This is a genomic window from Sporosarcina highlanderae (assembly GCF_030433715.1).
GTDB classification, from domain to species: Bacteria; Bacillota; Bacilli; order Bacillales_A; family Planococcaceae; genus Sporosarcina; species Sporosarcina highlanderae.
In genome coordinates this window covers 16591-39267 of record NZ_JAROCC010000010.1, presented here as the reverse complement: position 1 = coordinate 39267, position 22677 = coordinate 16591, and the positions used below count along the sequence as shown (strand labels likewise).

Sequence of the window (22677 nt, the reverse complement as noted above, 5' to 3'; positions counted from 1 at the left end):
TACCCCTTCAGTCTATGGTTTGTACAGAATGAATTTCCTGTTCATACTTGCTGCTTGCAAGCTGCCTGACTTCTTCCCACTGTTCTTCGGTAAGGTTTAAAGGTTTCAGCGTAATGCCTAACCCGGATTGAAAACCTGATATGAATGCTTGTTTCAACTCATCATAACTATGTTTTCGATTTTTAATCTGGTCGATCGTGATAACTTTTTCCTTAAACGCATTTTGCTTTAGTTGCCTTTGTTCTATTGATGGGTACATAAACAAATCAAAAAGCATATCTTCATCTATACTCATCGGGATGGATCCGTGTTGCAGTAAAACACCTTTTTTTCTCGTTTGTGCATTTCCTGAAATTTTCTTACCATCTACAATCATTTCATAGTAGGCAGTTTTTTCGAAACAAACCGCAGTTTGATTTTTTTTATTCTGTTTTTCTTGTGGAATCGCATAATCCGCATGAATACCAAGTTGTTTGTATCCCTCAAGAAGCCCGTGAGAAAGGATATAATAGGCTTCCACGATTGATTCGGGAATTTTCGGGTGATCCTCTGCTACGATGATACTATAAGTCAATTCATTATCATGCAGTACAGCACTGCCTCCTGTCATACGCCGCACAAATTGGCAGTGATGCTTTTCCAACGCATTGAAATCAATCACCCCGTCTACTGGTTGAAAGCGTCCAACCGTAAGACTCGGTGATGACCAACCATAGAAGCGTATAGTTGGCGGGATTTTCCCTTGGCTATGCCAAACGAGTAACATTTCGTCGAGCGCCATATTGATGGCTGCATCATGAAACCCGCTATCCAAAATACCCCATGTTTCACTCAAATCGATCCCTCCATTTGTTCCACAAATCGATATTATCGTAACATTACTGAAAGCGTTGTCAAGGTGAGATAGTCTCATATTGATGATAGCCAAAAAAAGCGAGGTGAACTCCAACATCACCTCACTTAATTTTATTGATTCAAATCATAAATCTGCCCTTTTATTAAATAAGCAGCACTTTCTGCGATGTTCGTAATATGGTCGGCTGTACGTTCAAGGAAACGATTGATGAATAGTAATTGGACAAGCTGGGTCGTTTGTTCTGGATGTATACGTAAGTATTCGGTAATGCTTTTATACGTTTCCGCATAGTGATTGTCGACTTGATCGTCCAGTCCTGCGACTTCCTTAGCAAACTCCATGTTCCCATCGATAAAAGCAGACACCGCCATATTTAGCATTTTAAGCGAGGTCTCATTCATCTGCTCAAGATTTGTAATGTTGAGCAACGATTCAGCTTTTCCGATTTTAGCAGTCGCTTTCGCGATGTTTACAGCAAAGTCGGCAATCCGTTCGATATCCGAAGTGATCTTTAAAGACGCAATAATTCTTCGTAGATCCGTCGCAAATGGTTGTTCTTTTGCAATGAGCCACACAGCAAATTGGTTAATTTCTTGGTCCAGATTATCAATGGCCGTGTCTTCGTCAATGACTCGTAACGCCAATTCTACATCTTGTGTTTTAAAAGCAGTGAAGGCTTTCTCAAATGCTGATATGGTAAGTTTATTCATCTCCAACATTTTGTTTTGCAATTCTTGCAAGTTCTTGTCAAAGTTTTTTCTCACGTTCATCATTACAGTCACCCCTCCATGTAATTAGCCGAAACGACCTGTTACATAATCTTCCGTTCTTTGGTCTTTCGGATTTGAAAAGACGTTATTTGTGACATCGTATTCGATGATTTCCCCACTAAGGAAGAAGGCCGTTTTGTCAGATACACGCGCAGCCTGCTGCATGTTATGGGTAACAATTACAATTGTATACTCTTTTTTCAATTGTGCAATCAGTTCTTCAACTTTCAATGTCGATATTGGATCTAATGCCGAAGTAGGCTCATCCATTAGAATGATATCCGGCTTCATCGCAATTGCCCGGGCAATGCAAACCCTCTGCTGTTGACCACCCGAAAGACCGAGTGCAGATGACTTAAGACGGTCTTTCACTTCATCCCAAATCGCAGCGCCACGTAGGCTCTCCTCAACGATTTTATTTAATTCTTTTTTATTTTTAATCCCTTGCGCACGTGGTCCGTACGCAACATTATCATAAATGCTCATTGGGAATAAATTCGGCTTTTGGAATACCATACCGACTTTTGTTCGGAGCTTAATGACATCGTTGGATTTATAAATATCTTCATTGTCTACGACAATATCCCCAGTGATTTTCACTCCATCGATTAGATCATTCATTCGGTTTAACGTTCGTAAAAAAGTCGACTTCCCGCAACCGGATGGTCCGATTAACGCTGTAACTTTTTTCTCTTCAATATCCAAAGATACACTGTACAGTGCCTGTTTATCTCCGTAAAAAAGACTTAAATCTTTTACACTGATTTTCGCTGTTTCCTCTGACTGATTCATAAGCGCTACATTTCCTCCTTCACTTCATACACATTAATAATCTGCTTTATTTAACTTCTTGGATATGAAGGTAGCTGAGAAGTTCAATACCAAGATGAGAACGATTAACACAATTCCAATTGCCGCTGCAAGTTCAATATCTCCGGCTTCCTGTGTTACTAAAAATGCGTGAACTGTTAATGTCCTTGCAGAGGAGAAAATACTTGAAGGCATTGCTGCCACAGTTCCGGCGGTTAAAAAAATCGCAGCTGACTCGCCGATAATCCGTCCCATGGAGAGAATGATTCCCGAAAGTATTCCTGGCATTGAACTTGGCAAGATCACTTTAATGAGTGTTTGAAGTTTCGTCGTTCCTAAAGCCAAAGAACCTTCTCGATACGCTCCAGGCACTGTCTTCAACGCTTCTTCAGTTGTACGGATGACAACCGGCAATACGATAATCGTCAAAGTCAAGGACGCAGAAATGATTGACATGCCGAGCTTTAACGTCGTTACAAAGAATACAGCACCGAATAATCCATAGATAATCGATGGAATCCCTGTTAAACTTTCTGTCGCAAAACGGATTGTTTTGACAAGCCGGCCTTGTTTCGCGTACTCTTGCAGGTACACAGCTGCCAAAATCCCGATTGGTGTTGCAATAACAAGTGAAATTGCGATTGTATACACGGTTGTCACGACCATCGGCCAAATTCCGCCGCCACCGGTTGGTGAATAATCTCCGAAGATGAACTCGAAGTTGATGAGTCGGAAACCTTTGTAGAAAATGTATCCTACAATTAGTAACAGGATACCAACCGTTACGAAAGCTGAAAACCATAGAAGGCCGCGCAATAAGTTATCCTTAAAAGTTCTCATCTTAGTTAGCACCCCTTGCGCTGATTTTTGCTAAAACAAAATTCAAAATCATGATAAAGGAGAACAACACGATACCTGTTGCAAACAACATTTCTTGATGAACCCCTGCAGCATAACCCATTTCCAAAGCAATATTTGTTGTCAACGGGCGGATACTGTCTGTCAGACTTGTAGGAACGATCAAGCTGTTGCCGGCTATCAATATAACCGCCATCGTTTCCCCGATCGCTCTACCCAACCCTAAAACTATAGCTGCCGTAATACCGGACTTCGCTGCAGGTACTACCACTTTGAAAATAGTGCCAATTTCAGAAGCGCCAAGCGCCAAAGAACCTTCCCGATACGTTTTCGGAACCGCACGTATCGACGTTTCAGCTACAGTCACAATTGTCGGTAGCATCATGACTGCTAATACAACTATGACAGCCAATAAACTTTGCCCTTTTGCCAAGCCTAAATAGTTTTGCAAAAACGGAACGATAATCGCAAGTCCGAAAACACCATACAGAACAGACGGGATACCAGCAAGCAATTGTACAGCTGGTGAAATAATTTTCGCAACTCGTTTTGGCGCGATTTCCGATAAGAAAATGGCTGTAAATAATCCAATCGGTACACCGATGATTAAAGAACCAATCGTTGCGTAAATGGATGCGACAATCATTGGAAATATCCCAAATTTATCCTCACCAGGTACCCAATCTACTCCGAAAATAAACTCGAAAAAGCTGTAACCCTCAGCTATGAACGGATGTGAACCTCTATAAAATACAAAGCCAACGATTAACAACAAACTTAGTACTGATAAAAGTGCACAGAGTAGGAAAAGTTTTGATGATAAACTCTCCAACATATATTTTCTTTTATTTGATTTACCGTTACCTATGTTGTGTTTCTCAATAGGTGGGCTTGTCATGGCTGCATTCCTCCAAGATTACCTTTAATAAGCAGATATAGATTCGATTCATGATTCGTTAACTGGTATAGCCCCGGTTTCGGACACAATAACCTGTCCATCCGGACTTAAAATAAAATCAATGAATTTTTGTCCCGCATCCGTTAGACCTTTATCCATATGGACGAACAAGAATGGACGGGCAAGTTTATATTGCTGTTGCAAAACGTTTTCTGCTGTCGCCTGTACGCCATCAATGTCAATCGTTGATATGGACTCATCGATATATTCGAAGGAAATAAAACCTACTGCATGCTTATTCATCGCAACAGTCGTTTTAATATTCCCGTTTCCACTTGCAATGATCGCGCTTCTTACTAACTCTCCTGATGAGTAGTCAACTATTTCTTGAAATGCATCCCGTGAACCTGAACCGTCCTCACGAGAAACGACTACTATCTCCAAGTCATCACCGCCAAGCTCTTTCCAATTTGTCACTTTGCCGGTAAATATTTTCTTTACTTGTTCCAACGTAAGATTTTTCACTTTGTTCGTCGGATGCGTTACGACAACGATACCGTCGTAAGCAATAATTGTTTCTTTCAATCCTTTGTCAATCTCTTCCTGTTTTAAATCACGGGAGGACATGCCGATTTCGGATACACCATTTATTGCATTTGTTATGCCCGCTGATGATCCGATCTGGTTAATCTCTATTTTGACATTATTGCTCTCTTCGTATTTAAACGCTAACTTTTCTGCCAATGGCCCTACGGAAGTCGACCCGGAAATAGCGATTGTTGGTAAACCTTCTTTTGACGATTTAGTATCTCCATCGGCATTGTTGCCGCATGCGCTCATAATCACCGTAAGGGAGATAACGAATAATCCTTTTGCTGCATTCCTTATGAATTTCATAACTATACCTCCCGCATGTTTTGTTGACCCATTGTAAATAATAAACTCGAATTGTAAATATAAATCGGTTTTTATGTAAAGGTTTTGTAAATTTGTTTATGTAATCTTCATGCCCTTTTGAAATTATTAATTAGTCCACCCACCGTTAAGTTCCCCTTATAAGGGAGCTATATACGATACTTTTGGTAATAAAAAAGGACCGGACTCCATTTTGGTAATGGAGTCTGGTCCTTTTTCGTTGTATGTTGCACTCTAAAAAACAGCCCAGGTTCTAAAACAATTCAGATTTTAACGAGAACCTAAGATCCTAAACTAATTGTTAATTCTTTTGAAAAAGCTGGATTTGAAAACTATGAAAAACATATTATTAGTGGTTATTAAAAATATCCTAAAGGGGGAGATTTATCCATGACGCAAGATACAGGTCATAAGTATTATAAAGAATTAATTGATTTACAAGATGTAGAAGGTGTCGAGGCTCAATTTCAAAGTTTACTTGAAGTTCCGATTGAATCCATTTCTGATCTAAAAAAGTGGTTAAAGGATGAAAAGGATTTGATGATTAAAATTACGGAGGCGATGACAGGTCACCAAATCGACTTCTACCGAAACACAGAGGATGCTGACATCAAGTCAACGTTTCTTCACGATCAGCAAGTCATCCAACCACTTTTAATGAAATATGAAGCAAAACTGAATGGGAAATTCTGTGATTCTCCATATTTCAATCAATTAGATGAAAACCGTTACGGTTTAATGCGTCGCGTTCGCGAGTCCAAAGTTAAATTGTTCAGAGAAGAAAACATTCCATTAATGGTAAAAGAACAAGAGCTCTCTACAAAGTACAGCGAAATTATGGGAGGGCTAACAGTTGAATGGGAGGGGGAGGAAAAGCCTTTTCCGTTCGTCGAATCCCAACTTGATCATTTAAACAGAGCCGTGCGAGAAAAAGCTTATCTCTTAATAAGGTCAGCCTATCGTCAGATTAAGCCCGATATGGATGCCATCATGGATGAGCTCGTTCAACTACGCCATCAAATTGCGTTAAATGCAGGCTTTGAAAATTATCGTGATTATATATTGGTGGCCAAAAATCGTGAGTATAGTGTTCAGGACTGTTATGACTTTCATGAAAATGTAGAAAAACATATTATCCCTGCTTGGAACAGACTTGCAGAAGTTTTTAAGTCGAAGCTAAGTGTAGAAACTTATCGCCCCTGGGATAACACCGCAAAACTCTTGAAAAACCCACCATACTCCGAGGTGTCCACTCTTATGGATGGCGTTGCCGAGATGTTAGGAAAAACAGACCCATATTTCGCAGAACGTTTCGATTACATGAGAGAGCATGGATTACTCGATCTTGGAGATCGGAAAGGAAAAAGCCCAGGTGGTTTCTGTGCTCCTTTACCTGTTTCAGGGGATACCTTTGTTTTTGCAAACATGAGTCCATCCTTTTTCTCTCTTATCGCATTAATTCATGAAATGGGCCATGCGGTGAATGGATACCTTCAGTCTTCGGAGCACGGTCCTATAGAAGAATACCAATGGCGAGCGGAAGTTGGAGAACTGTTTTCTCATGGGATGGAATTGCTCTTACTCGATAAACTAAATGAGTTTTACTCAGAAGAAGAATTTAAGAACGCACAGCGTGAGGAGTTAAAAAGGGCTTTTACTATGCTATTCGGTCCATTATCAGGGGACCTTTTCCAGCATTGGATGTATACGAATCCTAAACACACCGCCAAAGAGCGTGATGAAAAATTCTTTGAAATCTCAAAACGTTATGGCTTAAACCCTGTCGATACTTCTGGGCTTGAGGAGGAAATTGGAATGAGCTGGGTAGGCACCCTTCATTATATTCAATATCCTTTCTATTCTATTGAATACTCCATCTCGATGTTAGGGGCTCTTCAATTACTTGAGAATTATCAGAAAGACCCAGAGTTAGCTGTCGAATCATTTAAAAAAGGTGCAAGTGCGGACTACAATCACTCCATCACAGCTATTTATGAAGAAACCGGGGTCAGTTTTGATTTTTCAGAGCCAACTGTTAAACGAATGGGTGAATTCCTCGAAAAAGTCATTCAAGACATTCATTAACGAAGCGGAAGTAAAATGAAAAAGCGAATCCCAAGCCGGGATTCGTTTTTTTAAAAACTTCACACCAATTCCAACCACGCAACCGATTCTACATGACTACTTTGCGGGAACATATCGACAGGTTGGACTTCCTTCGTCCGGTAACCGCCGTCTTCTAAAATCCGCAAGTCGCGCGCCAAGGTTCCTGGATTACAAGATACATAAACAACTCGCTTTGGTTTGTATTCCAAAATCGTTTGTAGCAATTTTTCATCGCAGCCTTTACGCGGTGGATCGACAACTAAAACGTCGAATCGTTTCCCTTCCGCGTACCATTTCGGAATGACATCTTCCGCAGCGCCTGCTTCAAAATACGCATTCGTCATTCCATTCAATTCCGCATTGCGTTTCGCGTCTTCAATCGCTTGAGGGACGATTTCGACACCGTATACTTCCTTCGCCTTTTGAGCAAGGAATAAAGATATTGTACCGATGCCGCAGTAGGCGTCGATGACCGTTTCTCCACCTGTCAGTTGTGCGTAATCAAGAGCTTGCTTGTAAAGCACTTCTGTTTGTGCCGGGTTCACTTGGTAAAAAGAACGTGCTGAGATTTCAAATTGGATGTCGCCGATTTTATCGATGATGAATGATTTGCCGTAGAGTGGGATCGTTTCATTCCCAAAAATGACGTTCGTCTTTTCACCGTTGACGTTTTGCATGATGGACGTCACTTCTGGTAAGACGCTTTTAATCAGTTCAACGACTGCCTCTTTTTGACGGAATTTCTTTTTAAGTGTCACAAGGACAACCATGATTTCCCCAGTCGCCTTCCCTTTCCGGACAATTAGATGGCGAAGCATGCCGCGATGTGTTTTTTCGTTATACGCACTTAGTCCAATATTGTGCATTTTATGCTTCAACGTCGACATTAGTTCATCCGCTTCCTCGCTCTGGATGATGCAGACATCTGTGTCGACGATGTGATGTGTGCGAGACTTGTAAAAACCGGATACAATTTTCCCATCCCGTTCGGCGAAGGGTATTTGGGATTTATTGCGATATCGCCATGGGTCTTCCATTCCTTTTACAGGATGGACTGGAACATGTGGCAATTTCGCGATACGGTCGATGACGTCGCGGACTTGTTTTTGCTTTTGGATGAGCTGCGCTTCGTATGATAAATGCTGGAGCTGGCAACCACCGCATTCCCAAAATACATGGCATGGCGGTTCGATGCGATTCTGGGATGGCTTCTTCACTTCTAACAGTCGGGCGAATCCGTAGTTCTTCAACGTCTTCCCGACTTTAACCTCGACTTCCTCGCCGGGCAATGCACCGGGGATGAATAGCGGATAGCCTTCCACTTTTCCAACACCTGACCCATCATGTGTCAGATCCTCTATAAATACAGTGATATGATCGTTTTGTTTTACAATAAAAGACATTATTCTTCCTCCAAATTTCGTGTGATACAAGTTTAACACTTTTTTGACCAAAAACGAAAAAACAGACGCCTAATGACGTCTGTTTCCGTGTTACTCATCCTTATTCACAGAACCGTCCATCGGTGCGACGAGAAACGCGACTACAATGGCTGCAATCAATATGATGAAAGGCGCATAGAAAATTATAAAATCAGTCATTGCACAATCCTCCTTTACACATGGAAGTTATCCTTTCCACGCACATAGTCTTTATTGAACAAGAACAGGCGCAAGAGAAGCACAAGTGACGGAATCAATAGGCATAAGCCTAAAATGAAAACTATGATAAGCGAAATCGCCATCGCCGGGTTCGTGAAGCTGTCGTAGAGCGTCAAATGCGGATAGAGCAAATACGGGTAATGCGATGCGCCATAGCCGAAAAATGCAAATGCGAATTGGCCGGCAAGCAATCCGAACGCCCAACCGTAATTACGCCTCTTCCACAGTAGCCAAACCGTACCTATGAACATTAAAAATGAAATAAGGAAGAGTAGCCAAAATGTCTGGATGTTACTATAGTGTTCGAAATTATGCCTACGCAGTTCGAAAATGATGCCGCCTGCTGTGATGATTGTCGGCAACGACCAGATAAGCCCATATTTCCGTAATAAGTCAGTCGCACTAACGTCCCCCGCTTTATTCGCATACCAAGTAAGGAAGACTGCCGAAATATAAAGCGTTGCGGATATGCTTAGTACAACTATCGACCATGTCAATGGACTCGTGAATAGCACCCAGTAATCAAGTACCGGATGTCCATCCACCATTTCGATGAAGCCGCCTTCTGAAATGGTGAGGACGATGGAAAGGGACGCCGGAAGCAATAGCCCAGCAAGTCCGTACATGAACGAATAGCCTTTATGACCTCGAGAGCCATACGTTTCGAACGCATAATACGAACCACGAATCGCGAACAGAATGACACCGATGCTGACAGGTACTAATAGTGTCGTGCCGTAATAGAATGCTGTCTTCGGGAAGAACCCGATGATTCCGACGAAGAAGAAGACTAAAAATACGTTCGTCACTTCCCAGACAGGAGATAAATAGCGTTGGATGACTTTCGTCAAGATTCGCTCTTTTCCTGTCAGCAGACTGTATGCATTGAAAAACCCTGCACCGAAATCAATTGCACCAATGACAATATAACCGAAGAGAAACGACCAAAGAACCGTGATTCCTATGATTTCGAGGTTCAATGTAAATCACCGCCCTTTTCCATATGGCGATCTTCAAGCTCTTGTTCGACCGGATTTTTTCGGAACATCCGCGAGAGGACCACTATGCTGCCGATCCCTAATATGAGATACAGCAGTGCAAACAGCATTAGCATCAAGTCGACTTGGCCGCTTGTCGTCGCTGCATCTTCAACACGCATTATATGGCGAAGGATCCAAGGCTGCCGCCCGACTTCGGCGAGCCACCACCCTGCCTCAATCGCAATAATCGATAATGGCCCCCCTAAAACGATCAGCCAACGGAACCATCTTGACGACACACGTTTCCAGCCACGGTTGATACCGAACCAATATAATGCGGACAGGATTGCCATCCACATGCCTATGAACACCATTATGTTGAATAAATAATGGATGTAAAGCGGCGGTATTTCATCCGCCGGGAATTGATCCAGGCCGATCACTTCCGCCTTCGGATTATTATGCGCAAGCATGGAAAGTCCGAATGGAATTTCAAGAGCATACTTCACTTCCCCGTCGCTCAAGACTCCTAACAAGACGAGCGGAGCATTTTCCTGCGTTTCAAAATGCCATTCTGCCGCAGCTAACTTTTCAGGTTGGTACTCCGCCAAATACTTACCTGAGAAATCCCCGATCAATGCCGTTGCAATTGAAAAGACAAATCCCAATTTCATTGTTAAATAAAGTGCCTTCTTATGATAAATATGATTAGATCCTTTCAGTAATCGGAATGCAGCAATTGCTGCTAACACAAATGCTGCGGTCATGTACGCCGTGATAACGACATGCGCCACTTTCGTCGGCATCGCTGGGTTGAACATGGCGATGATCGGGTTGATGTTAACAAGTTCCCCGTTGACGATGTCGAATCCTTGAGGGGCGTTCATGAACGCATTCACCATCGTGATGAATACAGCTGAAAATGATGCACCGATTGCAACCGGCACTAATAGCAGTAAATGTTTTTTCTGATTTTCGAACCGGTCCCACGTATATAAATATATTCCAAGGAAAATGGCTTCAAAAAAGAAAGCGAACGTTTCCATGAAAAGTGGAAGGGCAATGACATTCCCCGCAAGCTCCATGAAATTCGGCCATAGCAAAGATAATTGCAGTCCGATTGCGGTCCCTGTCACGACACCAACTGCAACTGTTATGACAAACCCACGCGCCCATCTTCTTGCTAACAATATATAATGTTCATCGTTTTTCCGGATACCCACCCATTGTGCAATCATGATCATGAGCGGGACACCGACACCGATTGTGGCGTAAATGATATGGAAGGATAACGTCAGTTCCGTTAACACACGCGAATAAAAAACTGCCTCTTCATTTCCCATCTACTTCTCCTCCTTCAACTTCCGATAACTCTTCCGACAATGGATACTAACATTATTCCCGCTACGATAAAAACGAGCCACATTAGCCATTTCTCTTGTTTTTTATACACGGTTTTTGGTCCTCCTTGGTAAGAAAAACTCTTCGTCAATATATATAAGATGCCTCTCGTTTAATACTTTTCCCTTTTTGGGGTTGAAATAACAAATTTGTCACAGTTACTGTGAATTATTTTTGACAATAATCCTCTTGAGAGTAGTTTGAATGTTATGTATAATGGAGTGATAAAAGAGAGGTGGACACATTGGAGGTTAAACGTAAAGTTTTAGCTTACATTACAAAAGGGGAAAACACCGAGCGCAAAATCCTTGTGTTCGATCAAAAAGGAAATCCGGAAGCGGGTTTGCAAGTTCCTGGGGGGACAATTGAAGAGGACGAATTGCTGATTGATGCGCTCTATCGGGAGATTGAAGAGGAGACCGGTATTAGACGTGAGCAGCTTGAGCTAAGGGGAAAAGTACATAAAAGAAATTATTTTCCCGCGCATCGAAAAGATGTTATGCATGAGAGGAATATCTTTCATCTTGTTTTTATTGGAGACGATGAGAGTGAATGGGATAATCTTGTCAAGAGCGAGGGGCAGGACAACGGTATGATTTTCCATTGCCAATGGTTGCCAATTTATAATTTGCCGCAACTTGCCGCTGGGCAGGATGAAGATATCGAGTTTATTGTGTAAAGCACATAAATAAAAGCTGCATGGATATTTAATCCAAAGCAGCTTTTTCGTTGTCTTCGTCTCTCTCGATACGGTCCTGTTCCCGCAATTGATCAAGAGTGGCGAACATTTCAATATGACGGTATTTAATTTCAAATTCAGCGGGAAGTGTTCCACCATACTCGCCATCTAAATTCAACAGCACCTCTTCAGAGGAAGTAACCTTTATTTTCGATGCTTGCGAGGAAATGACTAATGGATCATCGAGGTGCTCACCACGTAGCGCCAAGCTCACAACCCTTATGAATTCAGCGATATTACACTTTTTCAAGACCAATAACGTGAACTTGCCATCATTAATGCTTGAATTCGGAGCTAATTTTTCCAACCCGCCAACAGAATTCGTCAGCCCGACTAGAAACAGCATCGCTTCCCCTTCAAACACATTATCGTCATACTCTATTTTTACATTACTGGAATGGATGGAGGGCAGCATCTCGATGCCTTTCAAGTAATAAGCAAGCTGTCCAAGTACGGTTTTAAGCTTGCTTGGCACTTCATAGGTCAACTCGGTCATCCTACCCCCACCGGCTATATTGATGAAATGACGGTTATTCATAAGACCGACGTCTACTGGTACTGTTTCGCCATTAATAATGATATCCACTGCCTCGTCAATATCACGCGGAATACGCAATGCTCGTGCAAAGTCGTTCGTTGTTCCAGTTGGAATCAGTCCTAACTTCGGTCGTTTTTCGCTTGATGAAATTCCCGCAACGACTTCATTTAACGTTCCATCCCCACCTGAAGCGATGATGACGTCAAAACCGCGTTCAACAGCCGCTTTCGCTGCTTCTGTCGCGTCGCCCTCTGCGGTTGTCGCATGTACTGATGTTTCATATCCCGCCTTCTCTAACTTTTCAAGAACGTCAGCTAAATGCCTCCGGAATATTTCACGTCCTGCTGTCGGATTATAAATGATTCGTGCACGCTTCATACATGTTCCCTCTCATTTCATACAAATTCTGACGTATCATTACTCATATAGTTATAGGACGCTTCCTTATAGAGACATGTTGCGTCCGAGATCCGCTCAATTTGTTTTCTGTAATGCGGGCATGAATGTTTTTCGGATGTCTTCATAAACCGTTAGCCATAATTCAGGCTGCGTCGTATATTCCTTCATCAGTTCAGTAATGAATGCCCGTTGCTTTTCTTCAAACTCCGGAGCTTCTTTCGCAGGAAGTTGTTTTCGACGCTCAAGCACGTCTTCTTGTATAGTTGCCGCCCGTGGACCCCATTTCGCAAGGACTTCCCCTTCATCATCAAGAAGAAGATAGATTGGGATCGATCTACCACCATTCGTCAAATGCCTGTCAATCAAATCTGTGTCTTCATCCCGATAGGCAGTGCGCACATCCAATTCTGCAGCTTCAGCGATTCTACGCAGTATTGGATTATTCATCATGGCATCTCCGCACCAATCTTCAGTGATTACCAATACATCGGGCTTTTTCTGTTTTAAGATCTCAATGAACTCATCATCTTGTGGAACTTCAAATTTCTCATAGATGCCGAAGCTGTTTTCTTTATGTTTCTCCATCTTTTCCATGTATGCTGCTAGTGGTATTGCCTCGTCAAAATATTGCTTTTCAGTTTTCATAGCTACACACTCCTTTTCCTTAGTGTAAGTCTATTCGTTTTGACAATCAAATAGGATGCCGAAATGGCTCTATTAAAAAACGTCCTATACAAAATTTCTCGCATAGGACGTTCTTATTTATTTATCGTTTGTTAATTTCCTCAAGGAGGATTTTATTGACTAACGGCGGGTTTGCTTGCCCCTTTGTTGCTTTCATGACTTGGCCGACAAGGAATCCGACAGCGCGATCCTTACCGTTTTTGAAGTCTTCGATCGATTGCTCATTCGCATCCAATATTTCTGTTACAATTTTACGAAGCGTGCCTTCGTCTGAAATTTGAACGAGACCTTTTTCCTTCACGATATCAGCGGCATTTCCACCGTTCTCGATCAATTCCTTGAACACTTTCTTCGCAATTTTAGATGAAATCGTACCATCCGCAATCAGTTTGACCATGCTGGATAGGCCTTCTGGCGTTAGAGCTGTGTCATGAAGTTCTTTTTGCTCCGCATTTAGATAAGCGGAAACTTCACCCATCAACCAGTTGGAAGCGAGTTTCGCATCTGCTCCAGCGGCAACAGTCGCATCGAAGAAATCCGACATTTCCTTCGTCAATGTCAACACATGTGCGTCATATTCCGGTAGGTCAAGTTCACTTACATAACGCGTTTTTCGAGCATCCGGTAGTTCAGGGATTTCTGCGCGCACACGGTCTTTCCACTCTTTGTCAATATGGATTTCAGGTAGATCCGGATCGTTAATGAACCGATAATCGTTCGCACTGCCTTTGACACGCATCAAGACAGTTTGACCTGTTGCCTCGTCATATCGGCGAGTTTCTTGGACGATTTCCCCACCGGAAAGAAGGATCTTTTCCTGGCGTTCAACTTCATTCGCAATTCCACGACGTACGAAGTTGAATGAGTTCAAGTTTTTCAATTCCGTTTTCGTTCCGAATTCCTTCTGTCCGAACGGACGCAATGAAATATTCGCATCACAACGTAGTGATCCTTCTTCCATACGGACATCGGAGACACCCGTATATTGGATGATCGCTTTCAATTTTTCAAGGAATGCATATGCCTCATCAGGAGTGCGGATATCAGCTTCCGTAACAATTTCAATTAGTGGCGTACCTTGTCGGTTCAAATCGACAAGTGAATATCCGTTATCAGAGTGAGTCAACTTACCTGCATCTTCTTCCAAGTGGACACGCTCGATACGAATCTTCTTCTTTTTCCCATCAACCTCGATTTCGATCCAGCCATTTTGGCCGACCGGACGCTTGTCTTGGGAAATTTGATAGGCTGCAGGGTTATCCGGATAGAAATAATGTTTCCGGTCGAAATTCATGACGTCTGCCACTTCACAGTTCAAGGCAAACGATGCCTTCATACCGAAATCGACTGCACGCTTATTCAATGTAGGAAGCGTACCAGGATATGCCAAGTCCGTGACGTGGATATTCATATTCGGCTCTGCACCATAGTGGGAAGGTGCCGGTGAAAAGATTTTCGTATCAGTTTTCAATTCAACGTGGACTTCAAGTCCAACAATCGTTTCAAAGTTCATTATTCATTCCCCTCCCCTTGAGATGGAGATTGTTTATGGAAATCTGTTGCTTGCTCATATGCGTGGGCAACTTTGTAAACAAGCGGCTCATCAAAATGGTTACCGATAATTTGAAGTCCCACCGGTAATCCGTTCGAAATGCCACATGGAACAGAAATCGCAGGTACACCAGCAAGGTTTACAGACACTGTTAGTACATCATTTGCATACAACGTTAATTGGTTTTGGGCGACTCCGCCGATTTCATAAGCAGTTGTAGCGCTTGTCGGGCCGATGACAACATCATATTTTTCGAATAAATTAGCAAAGTCTTGGGCGATTAGCGTACGGACTTTCATCGCTTTGACGTATAGGTCTTCATGATGGTCTGCGCTCAAAGCATACGTTCCGTAAAGGATACGCTTTTTCACTTCAGTGCCGAATCCTTCTGAACGGGAACGTAAATAAATCTCTTCCAAGTTTTTTGCACCTTCCGGATGGTAGCCGTAGCGGATTCCGTCGAAACGTGCAAGGTTGGAAGAAGCTTCCGATGTTGCAATTGTATAATACACCGGTGAAGCGTATTTGGAATGTGGAAGTGTCACTTCTTCCCAAGTTGCGCCAAGGGATTCAAGCACTTTCAATGCTTCCAAGACGGACTCTTTTACGTCATCCGCAATGCCTTCTCCAAGGTATTCTTTTGGAACTGCGATTCGCAACCCTTTGATGTCGCCCGTTAAGGCTGCACGGAAATCAGGTACTTGTTTTGGCGAGGATGAAGAATCCCATTGATCCACTCCTGCAATCGCATTCAAAAGAAGCGCATTGTCCTCAACAGTACGTGTGATTGGTCCAATTTGGTCTAATGACGAAGCGAACGCGACAAGGCCATAGCGGGAAACTCGTCCATATGTCGGTTTCATCCCGACAACGCCACAAAAAGCAGCTGGTTGACGGACCGATCCGCCCGTATCTGTACCCAATGCGAAAGGCACTTCGCCTGCTGCTACTGCAGCAGCTGATCCGCCCGATGATCCGCCCGGGACGCGGTCCAAATTCCATGGGTTATGAGTCGTCTTGAAAGCAGAACGCTCAGTTGTAGATCCCATTGCAAATTCGTCCATATTCAATTTACCTACGCTGACCATTCCGGCTTGTTTAACTTTATTCGTGACCGTTGCGTCATAGACTGGAACGAAGTTCTCAAGCATCTTGCTCGCGCATGTTGTGGTGATGCCTTTTGTAATGATATTGTCTTTTATTCCGATCGGCAGTCCGAACAAAGGACCACGGTTTTCCATTGGCTCGTTATCCAAAGATTCAGCTTGGGATAGTGCTTCTTTTTCAGTCACTGCAAGGAAAGCTTGTACTTTACCGTCAAGCTTTGCGATTTGTTGCAATGAATCTTCGGTCAATTCTTTGACAGAGACTTCCCGATTATGTAAAAGTTGTTGGAGTTCTGCTGCCGATTTTTTCATTAACGTCATCTTACATCCTCCTCTAAACCCGTTCTCACAGGATATTCGGAACTTTTATCATTCCGGCTTCATGCTCTTCCACGCTTTTCAACATCTCTTCCCGGTCAAGAATATCCTGGGGAACGTCTTCCCGGAGTACGTTGAATAGTTGCAACGGATGAGTCATCGGCTCAACATGATCCGTATCAACTTCTTTCAAGACATCACCGAACCCGACTAACTCGGAGATGAGTTCAGCAAAAACTTCAGCTTCGTCATCAGAAACGCCGATTCTTGCAAAATTCGCGAAGTATTTCACGTCATCTTGTGTAAATTTCGTCATTTGATTTCCTCCTACTGCAATTGTACGACTAATCATACCATCTAACTGTTTTGTTGAAAAGTTACTAGAGAAAAGCGTAGGGCGCTTGCTCAAAGGCGACAGGCATAAGACGAAGATGCGGCGTGGCGGTTTTTGCCACAGAGCAGCTTCGACTTATGACCCGAGACTTTAGCGCCCGGAGCTGGACAGCTAAAAGCGTCAGTACCCATATATATGGACATATTCTTCTTCACCGGCGATTTTGACAATCAGCGCCTCAGGGCCATTTACCGAAGTAATGCTCACTTCGATATCGATATTCGGATAATACTTTTTAACAAGCTCCGTCATAAACTGTGTAAAACCGATAATTTCAGCTTTCCCGAAAAACTGGATTGGAACATTGATTTGAAGTGACTGCATCCTGCCTTCTTTAAAATATCCAGTTCCAATTACGTTGACGAAACTTGGAAAGTATTTATCAATATCTTGTTTGAAATGACTATACCTAGTATTAATTTCACGATAGTTATCGATGTCAGAAGTAGCTGGAAGCAATACATATCGCTCGTTCACTTCTTTCCATCCGGACGGTGCCGACTTTCCTTTATCCGCGAAAGCAGTTGCAAAGTAAGTACCCGGAACAATCGAATTCCGTTTTTCCTGTTTGAAAAGACCGACGACTATCGGAATATCTTCAAATCCCTCTTTCGCTCTCAGCCTGCTGACAATAATTTCAGCCAAGTCCATGCCTTGCTTTTCAAGCTCCTTGTCAGATATAGTCGTTTGCTTGCCGTCCCTGCTGTAATAGACTGAATTCAGAGCAAGACCTATTGATATCCCGGATAAACTCACTTTCCTTTCATCCGTCATCGTCAAATAATTCTGCTCGATGATATGAGCTAGATAGATTGGCTGCACCTCTGCATCCTTACCTGTTGCTTCCGGTGGATTCAAGCCGTCTGCATTAGTTGTACTTCTTGCCAGCCAAGCACTAGCTGTCTTTTTATCGATAAACTGACCTTCTTGGAAAAAATGGTTTTTCGGATCGAAATGCTGGGCGGATAAGCGCATCAGCCCCTCTTCCGCTTCCTGGATGTCATACTTCGTGTAAATATTTTTTACAACGAGTCCACGGGTAGCGCTTTTCTTGAAAGGAAGAAGTGTCCTGTAATACTCGTCTTTTAATTGAATGTCGGGAATCATAACCGTTTCCTCGACTTTTTCATTTTCTTGGATGACTTTATCTTTTTCTGGGCCGATTGAGGGTAGACAGCCGCCCAAAAAGAGGACGACCGCCATGCCGGGTGCTACTAATAACCTTTTCATAAAAAATTACTCCTTTTCGCCGAGCGCATCGACCAACTCTGTTTCGTTCCAGACTGTGATGCCAAGCTCCTGCGCTTTAACAAGCTTGGATCCCGCGTCTTCGCCTGCAATGACGAGGCCCGTCTTTTTACTGACGCTCCCACTTACTTTGCCGCCCATTGCTTCTATTTGTTCTTTTGCTTCATTACGTGTCAAAATCGAAAGTTTCCCTGTCAAGACGACCGTCTTTCCTGCAAACGGTCCATCAGTCGGCAATTCCTGACGCGTTCGTCCTTTATACGCCATATTGACTCCGTATTCTTTCAGCTTATCGATTACTTCCTGGACATCCTCATTACTGAAAAATGAAATGACCGAGTCTGCGACCTTGTCTCCAATCTCATGTATGGATGTAAGCCTTTCCGCATCTGCCTTAGCGAGTTTCTCTAATGTCCCGAATTCCTCTGATAAAATATGTGCCGCCTTTTCACCCACATGCCTGATGCCAAATCCAAATAGAAGTTTCTCTAATGAATTATCTTTCGACACCTCGATTGCCGAGATCAGATTCGAAGCGGACTTCTCACCCATTCGTTCCAATGATAGCAACTGGTCTTTTGACAGTGCGTAAAGATCCGATACATCTTGAACAAGATTGGCTGTATATAATTGGTCAACGACCCGCTCCCCAATCCCTTCGATATTCATTGCATTACGAGAAACGAAATGGATAAGCGCCTCTTTCATCTGCGCGGGACATTGAGGATTCACACAACGTAATGCCACTTCACCCTCAATACGGATAAGCTCTGAATCACAAACCGGGCAATTGTCAGGCATTTGGAAAGGTTCTTCCTCCCCTGTCCGTTGTTCAAAAAGAACACTTACGACTTCAGGGATGATATCTCCAGCTTTACGGATGATGACTGCGTCCCCGATCCGTATATCCTTTTCATGTATCAAGTCTTCATTATGAAGGGAAGCCCTTGATACTGTCGTCCCGGCAACCCGGACCGGTTCCAAAATGGCTGTCGGTGTGACGACACCCGTCCTACCGACGCTTAATTCGATATCAAGCAGTTTGGTATGAACTTCTTCCGCCGGAAATTTGTAAGCGGTCGCCCATCTTGGGCTCCTTGCTGTGAAGCCTAATTGTTCCTGGTCTTCATAGCCATCCACTTTAATGACGATGCCATCGATTTCGTAGTCAAGGTCCTGCCTACGTTCTTGCCAAGACTCTATATATTCGATCACTTCTTCAATTGAATTGCAACGTTTGCTTCCCGTATTTGTCTTAAAACCGAGCGTTGCAAGATAGTCAAGTGAATCCGAATGGCTGTCTTGTCCATACGCGCTTCCATCCCCACCAATTCCGTAAATGAATACAGAGAGGTTACGACTTGCAGCGATTTTAGGGTCCAACTGCCTAAGTGACCCTGCAGCCGCATTACGTGGGTTGGCGAATGGCTCCTCCCCATTTTCATCACGCATCTCATTCAACTTCATGAATGACTTTTTCGGCATATAGGCCTCACCACGTACTTCTATGGTAATAGGTTCCGATAATTTTAACGGAATCGCATGGATTGTTTTCAAATTGGCTGTGATATCCTCACCAACCGTCCCGTCTCCACGTGTCGACCCTTGGATGAAGTTGCCGTTTTCATATTTCAATGAAACAGCAAGCCCATCAATCTTCAATTCACAAATATACCTAATGGAATGACCCGCACCTGCCTGGACCCGGCGATCAAAGTCTCGAATATCCTCTTCATTGAATACATTCGATAGACTGAGCATTGGGAATTCATGGACCACTTTGCTAAAATTAGCAAGGATTTCCCCTCCAACCCGCTGCGTCGGTGAATCCGGGAAAACAAGATCGGGATGCTCCGCCTCAATGGCCAATAATTCCTGCATATGCTGATCATAAACGGAATCGGGGACAATTGGCTTGTCCAACACATAATAGGCATATCCGTATTCATTGAGCAGGTTATTGAGCTCCCTCACACGTTTTTCGATTTCAATTCTATTCATGCTTTGATCCAAGTTTTGGTCCATGTTTTCCTCTCCTTACGCTTTTTCTATCGGAGCGAATTTAGCAAGCAGACGCTTAATACCGACTGGTTCCGGGAACGCGATGTCGAGCTCAAGATCATCTTCATCCCCTTTAACGCTGACAACCATGCCTGTCCCCCAAGCCTTATGGGTCGCCTTATCGCCCGCCTTCCAGCCCATCTTCTCTCCGCCACTTGATTTATAAATCGGCCTTTTAACTGCTGGTCGAACAGGGGCTTCAGTTCTATTGTAACCACCAAAAGAAAAGCCTTGATCATTATTAGATTTCACTTCAATAATATCATCCGAAATTTCGCCTATGAAACGTGATGGATTATTAAAACTTGAACGTCCGAATAATGTCCTATAGGAAGCGCAAGTCAAATATAGCATCCGTTCAGCCCTCGTAATCGCAACATACGCAAGTCTTCGTTCCTCTTCCATCTCTTCGTCGTCCCCTATGGATCTTGAGTGTGGGAAGATATTTTCTTCCATCCCAATGACAAAGACGACCGGAAATTCAAGTCCTTTTGCTGCATGCATCGTCATAAGGACGATTTTTTCGGATGTTTGGTTCTCTTCTTTATCTAAAGAATCGATATCCGCAATGAGCGCGAGATCCGTCAGGAAGGCTACAAGCGAACGGTCGCCCTCTTCTTCCTCGGCCCTTTTTTCAAATGCTTCCGTCACGGATAGGAACTCCTCTATATTTTCCAATCGGCTTTCCGATTCAATCGTTTTCTCGCGTATAAGCATTTCTTTGTAGCCTGTCTTTTCTAAAACTTGTTCAACTAATTCAGTGACCGACAAGTACTCCTGCATTTGTGTGAAACCGTGTATCATATCCCTGAACTTCACCGCTTCGTTCGCCGCCCTTGCCGTCAGCCCCATGAAATGGACTTCCTGCAAAGCATCGAAAATAGACCGGTCATTTTCAATTGCAAATTGAGCCATTCTGTCGAAAGATGTTGCACCGATGCTCCGTTTCGGTTCATTTATGATTCTTGCAAGCGCTAAATCATCATCGTTATTCGCAATCAATTTTAAGTAGGCCAATAAATCCTTGATCTCTTTTCGATCATAGAACTTCGTGCCACCGACGATTGTGTAGTCCAAATTGGATTTCACGAGGTATTCCTCGATCATTCGTGATTGTGCGTTTGTTCTGTACAAAATTGCGAACTGATCAAGTCGAAGATTTTCACGTTCCTTCAGTTCAATGATTGTCTGGACGATAAATTGGGATTCATCCCGTTCGTCAGAAGCTTTATAGACGGTGATTGATTTTCCTTCTTCGTTATCTGTCCGCAACTTCTTATCGTAACGGCTGCGATTGTTTTGTATAACATCGTTTGCAGCCTGCAAAATTGTTTTTGTCGAACGGTAATTCTGTTCCAACATTATGACCATTGCGTCTTTATAATCCTTTTCAAATGAAAGGATATTGCCGATATCTGCACCGCGCCATCTGTAGATGGATTGGTCCGAATCACCGACAACACAAAGGTTACGGAATTTAGCCGCAAGCATATTAACGAGTCTGTATTGTGCATTGTTCGTATCTTGGTATTCATCGACATGGATATATTGGAATTTATTTTGATAAAATTCGAGGACTTCCGGTACACGTTCAAATAGTTTGAGAGTCATCATGATGAGGTCGTCAAAATCGAGCGATTGGTTTTGGCGCAATTTTTTCGTATATCCTTCGTAGACGTTTGCAATCGTCTTTTCGTATGGGTTATGAGGATTAATCTGCCCCTGAAATGTTTCCGCATCAATGCATTCATTTTTTGCTGAGCTGATTGCTCCTAACATAGCGCGTGGGTCGTATTGCTTCGGGTCGATGTTCCGTTCTTTCAGCACGTTTTTGATGACTGTCAGTTGGTCTGAGGCATCAAGGATGGAAAAGCTTTTGGCAATACCGATACGGTCGATGTCTCTTCGTAAAATACGGACGCACATTGAGTGGAATGTTGATACCCACATGCGCTCGCCGGTTCCTGGTCCAAGTAAGCCGTCAATCCGGTCGCGCATTTCTCGTGCTGCTTTGTTTGTAAATGTGATTGCGAGTATGTTTGAAGGGTAGACATTTTTTTCGACGATCAGGTAGGCGATCCGATGTGTTAGTACCCTTGTTTTACCTGAGCCTGCGCCAGCCATGATGAGGAGTGGGCCTTCGGTTTTTTTTACTGCGCGTGCTTGTTCGGGGTTCATGCCGACAAGCAAGTCTGCTGCTATTTCATTCAAAAGAAATCCCGCCTTTCGTGGAACATTTGTTCTTTATTATACCTTATACAGTTGATTTCCGCTACAGGCGGACGCTTTCCGCGGGCACGGCTTCAATCTCCTCGTCACTTCGTTCCTGCGGGGCTTTCAGCTCGTGCTGTTCCCGCAGGAGTCGCCGCCTTTCGCTTCAATC

Annotated in this window: 20 protein-coding genes; 2 read left to right on the top strand and 18 right to left on the bottom strand. The window is 43.3% G+C overall.

What is annotated here, in order from left to right; genetic code table 11:
* Window positions 1-7 precede the first annotated feature (7 nt).
* The 6 genes from P5G49_RS12625 to P5G49_RS12600 all read right to left on the bottom strand — a co-directional run bounded on the left by P5G49_RS12625 (window position 8) and on the right by P5G49_RS12600 (window position 5089).
* Window positions 8-835 carry a lipoate--protein ligase family protein gene (locus P5G49_RS12625; RefSeq protein WP_435877215.1) on the bottom strand — a complete coding sequence of 276 codons (828 nt, stop codon included), beginning with the start codon at window positions 833-835 and terminating at the stop codon, window positions 8-10.
* 131 nt (window positions 836-966) lie between these two features.
* Window positions 967-1629, bottom strand: coding sequence for a phosphate signaling complex protein PhoU (gene phoU, locus P5G49_RS12620; protein WP_301244281.1), 663 nt, complete (start codon window positions 1627-1629; stop codon window positions 967-969).
* A gap of 21 nt (window positions 1630-1650) precedes the next feature.
* Entirely contained in the window at window positions 1651-2418 is a 768-nt protein-coding gene (pstB, locus tag P5G49_RS12615) for a phosphate ABC transporter ATP-binding protein PstB (protein ID WP_301244279.1), read from the bottom strand.
* A gap of 33 nt (window positions 2419-2451) precedes the next feature.
* A complete protein-coding gene (pstA, locus tag P5G49_RS12610; protein ID WP_301244277.1) occupies window positions 2452-3276 on the bottom strand; it encodes a phosphate ABC transporter permease PstA in 825 nt (274 codons plus the stop codon).
* Between the two features lies 1 nt (window position 3277).
* On the bottom strand, window positions 3278-4192 hold the full coding sequence (gene pstC, locus P5G49_RS12605; protein ID WP_301244275.1) for a phosphate ABC transporter permease subunit PstC: 915 nt from the start codon (window positions 4190-4192) through the stop codon (window positions 3278-3280).
* Window positions 4193-4240: 48 nt separating this feature from the next.
* The gene (locus P5G49_RS12600; protein WP_301244273.1) at window positions 4241-5089 is read right to left on the bottom strand and encodes a phosphate ABC transporter substrate-binding protein; all 849 of its coding nucleotides are present in this window, start codon (window positions 5087-5089) and stop codon (window positions 4241-4243) included.
* 408 nt (window positions 5090-5497) lie between these two features.
* Between P5G49_RS12600 and P5G49_RS12595 the strand changes: the two genes are divergently transcribed.
* The gene (locus P5G49_RS12595; RefSeq protein ID WP_301244271.1) at window positions 5498-7192 is read left to right on the top strand and encodes a M3 family oligoendopeptidase; all 1695 of its coding nucleotides are present in this window, start codon (window positions 5498-5500) and stop codon (window positions 7190-7192) included.
* Between the two features lie 59 nt (window positions 7193-7251).
* Here P5G49_RS12595 and rlmD read toward each other — a convergent pair whose 3' ends face one another.
* From rlmD to P5G49_RS12580, 4 genes are all read right to left on the bottom strand, one after another.
* The gene (rlmD, locus tag P5G49_RS12590) at window positions 7252-8616 is read right to left on the bottom strand and encodes a 23S rRNA (uracil(1939)-C(5))-methyltransferase RlmD (protein WP_301244269.1); all 1365 of its coding nucleotides are present in this window, start codon (window positions 8614-8616) and stop codon (window positions 7252-7254) included.
* 90 nt (window positions 8617-8706) lie between these two features.
* Window positions 8707-8814, bottom strand: coding sequence for a cytochrome bd oxidase small subunit CydS family protein (gene cydS, locus P5G49_RS17575; RefSeq protein WP_435877214.1), 108 nt, complete (start codon window positions 8812-8814; stop codon window positions 8707-8709).
* A 14-nt stretch (window positions 8815-8828) separates the two neighbouring features.
* Window positions 8829-9854, bottom strand: a complete 1026-nt coding sequence (locus tag P5G49_RS12585; RefSeq protein WP_301244267.1) for a cytochrome d ubiquinol oxidase subunit II — start codon at window positions 9852-9854, stop codon at window positions 8829-8831.
* Complete coding sequence (locus P5G49_RS12580) at window positions 9851-11197, bottom strand: cytochrome ubiquinol oxidase subunit I (RefSeq protein WP_301244265.1); 1347 nt, start codon at window positions 11195-11197, stop codon at window positions 9851-9853. The genes P5G49_RS12585 and P5G49_RS12580 overlap by 4 nt, the downstream gene beginning before the upstream one ends.
* A 293-nt stretch (window positions 11198-11490) precedes the next feature.
* Between P5G49_RS12580 and P5G49_RS12575 the strand changes: the two genes are divergently transcribed.
* Window positions 11491-11934 carry an NUDIX hydrolase gene (locus P5G49_RS12575; protein WP_363322184.1) on the top strand — a complete coding sequence of 148 codons (444 nt, stop codon included), beginning with the start codon at window positions 11491-11493 and terminating at the stop codon, window positions 11932-11934.
* Window positions 11935-11962: 28 nt separating this feature from the next.
* Here the strand turns inward: P5G49_RS12575 and P5G49_RS12570 are convergent, their stop codons facing one another.
* The 8 genes from P5G49_RS12570 to pcrA form a co-directional block, all read right to left on the bottom strand.
* Window positions 11963-12910: a diacylglycerol kinase gene (locus P5G49_RS12570; RefSeq protein WP_301244262.1), complete on the bottom strand. Its 948-nt coding sequence runs from the start codon at window positions 12908-12910 to the stop codon at window positions 11963-11965.
* A gap of 96 nt (window positions 12911-13006) precedes the next feature.
* Window positions 13007-13576, bottom strand: coding sequence for a thioredoxin family protein (locus P5G49_RS12565; protein ID WP_301244260.1), 570 nt, complete (start codon window positions 13574-13576; stop codon window positions 13007-13009).
* 121 nt (window positions 13577-13697) lie between these two features.
* On the bottom strand, window positions 13698-15128 hold the full coding sequence (gatB, locus tag P5G49_RS12560) for an Asp-tRNA(Asn)/Glu-tRNA(Gln) amidotransferase subunit GatB (RefSeq protein ID WP_301244258.1): 1431 nt from the start codon (window positions 15126-15128) through the stop codon (window positions 13698-13700).
* Window positions 15128-16594: an Asp-tRNA(Asn)/Glu-tRNA(Gln) amidotransferase subunit GatA gene (gene gatA / locus P5G49_RS12555; RefSeq protein WP_301244256.1), complete on the bottom strand. Its 1467-nt coding sequence runs from the start codon at window positions 16592-16594 to the stop codon at window positions 15128-15130. Before gatA ends, gatB begins: the two co-directional genes overlap by 1 nt.
* A 25-nt stretch (window positions 16595-16619) precedes the next feature.
* Window positions 16620-16907 carry an Asp-tRNA(Asn)/Glu-tRNA(Gln) amidotransferase subunit GatC gene (gene gatC, locus P5G49_RS12550; protein ID WP_301244254.1) on the bottom strand — a complete coding sequence of 96 codons (288 nt, stop codon included), beginning with the start codon at window positions 16905-16907 and terminating at the stop codon, window positions 16620-16622.
* A 198-nt stretch (window positions 16908-17105) separates the two neighbouring features.
* Window positions 17106-18215, bottom strand: coding sequence for a CamS family sex pheromone protein (locus P5G49_RS12545; RefSeq protein ID WP_301244252.1), 1110 nt, complete (start codon window positions 18213-18215; stop codon window positions 17106-17108).
* Between the two features lie 6 nt (window positions 18216-18221).
* Window positions 18222-20234: an NAD-dependent DNA ligase LigA gene (ligA, locus tag P5G49_RS12540; RefSeq protein ID WP_301244419.1), complete on the bottom strand. Its 2013-nt coding sequence runs from the start codon at window positions 20232-20234 to the stop codon at window positions 18222-18224.
* A 36-nt stretch (window positions 20235-20270) separates the two neighbouring features.
* A complete protein-coding gene (gene pcrA, locus P5G49_RS12535; protein WP_435877216.1) occupies window positions 20271-22472 on the bottom strand; it encodes a DNA helicase PcrA in 2202 nt (733 codons plus the stop codon).
* Window positions 22473-22677 lie beyond the last annotated feature (205 nt).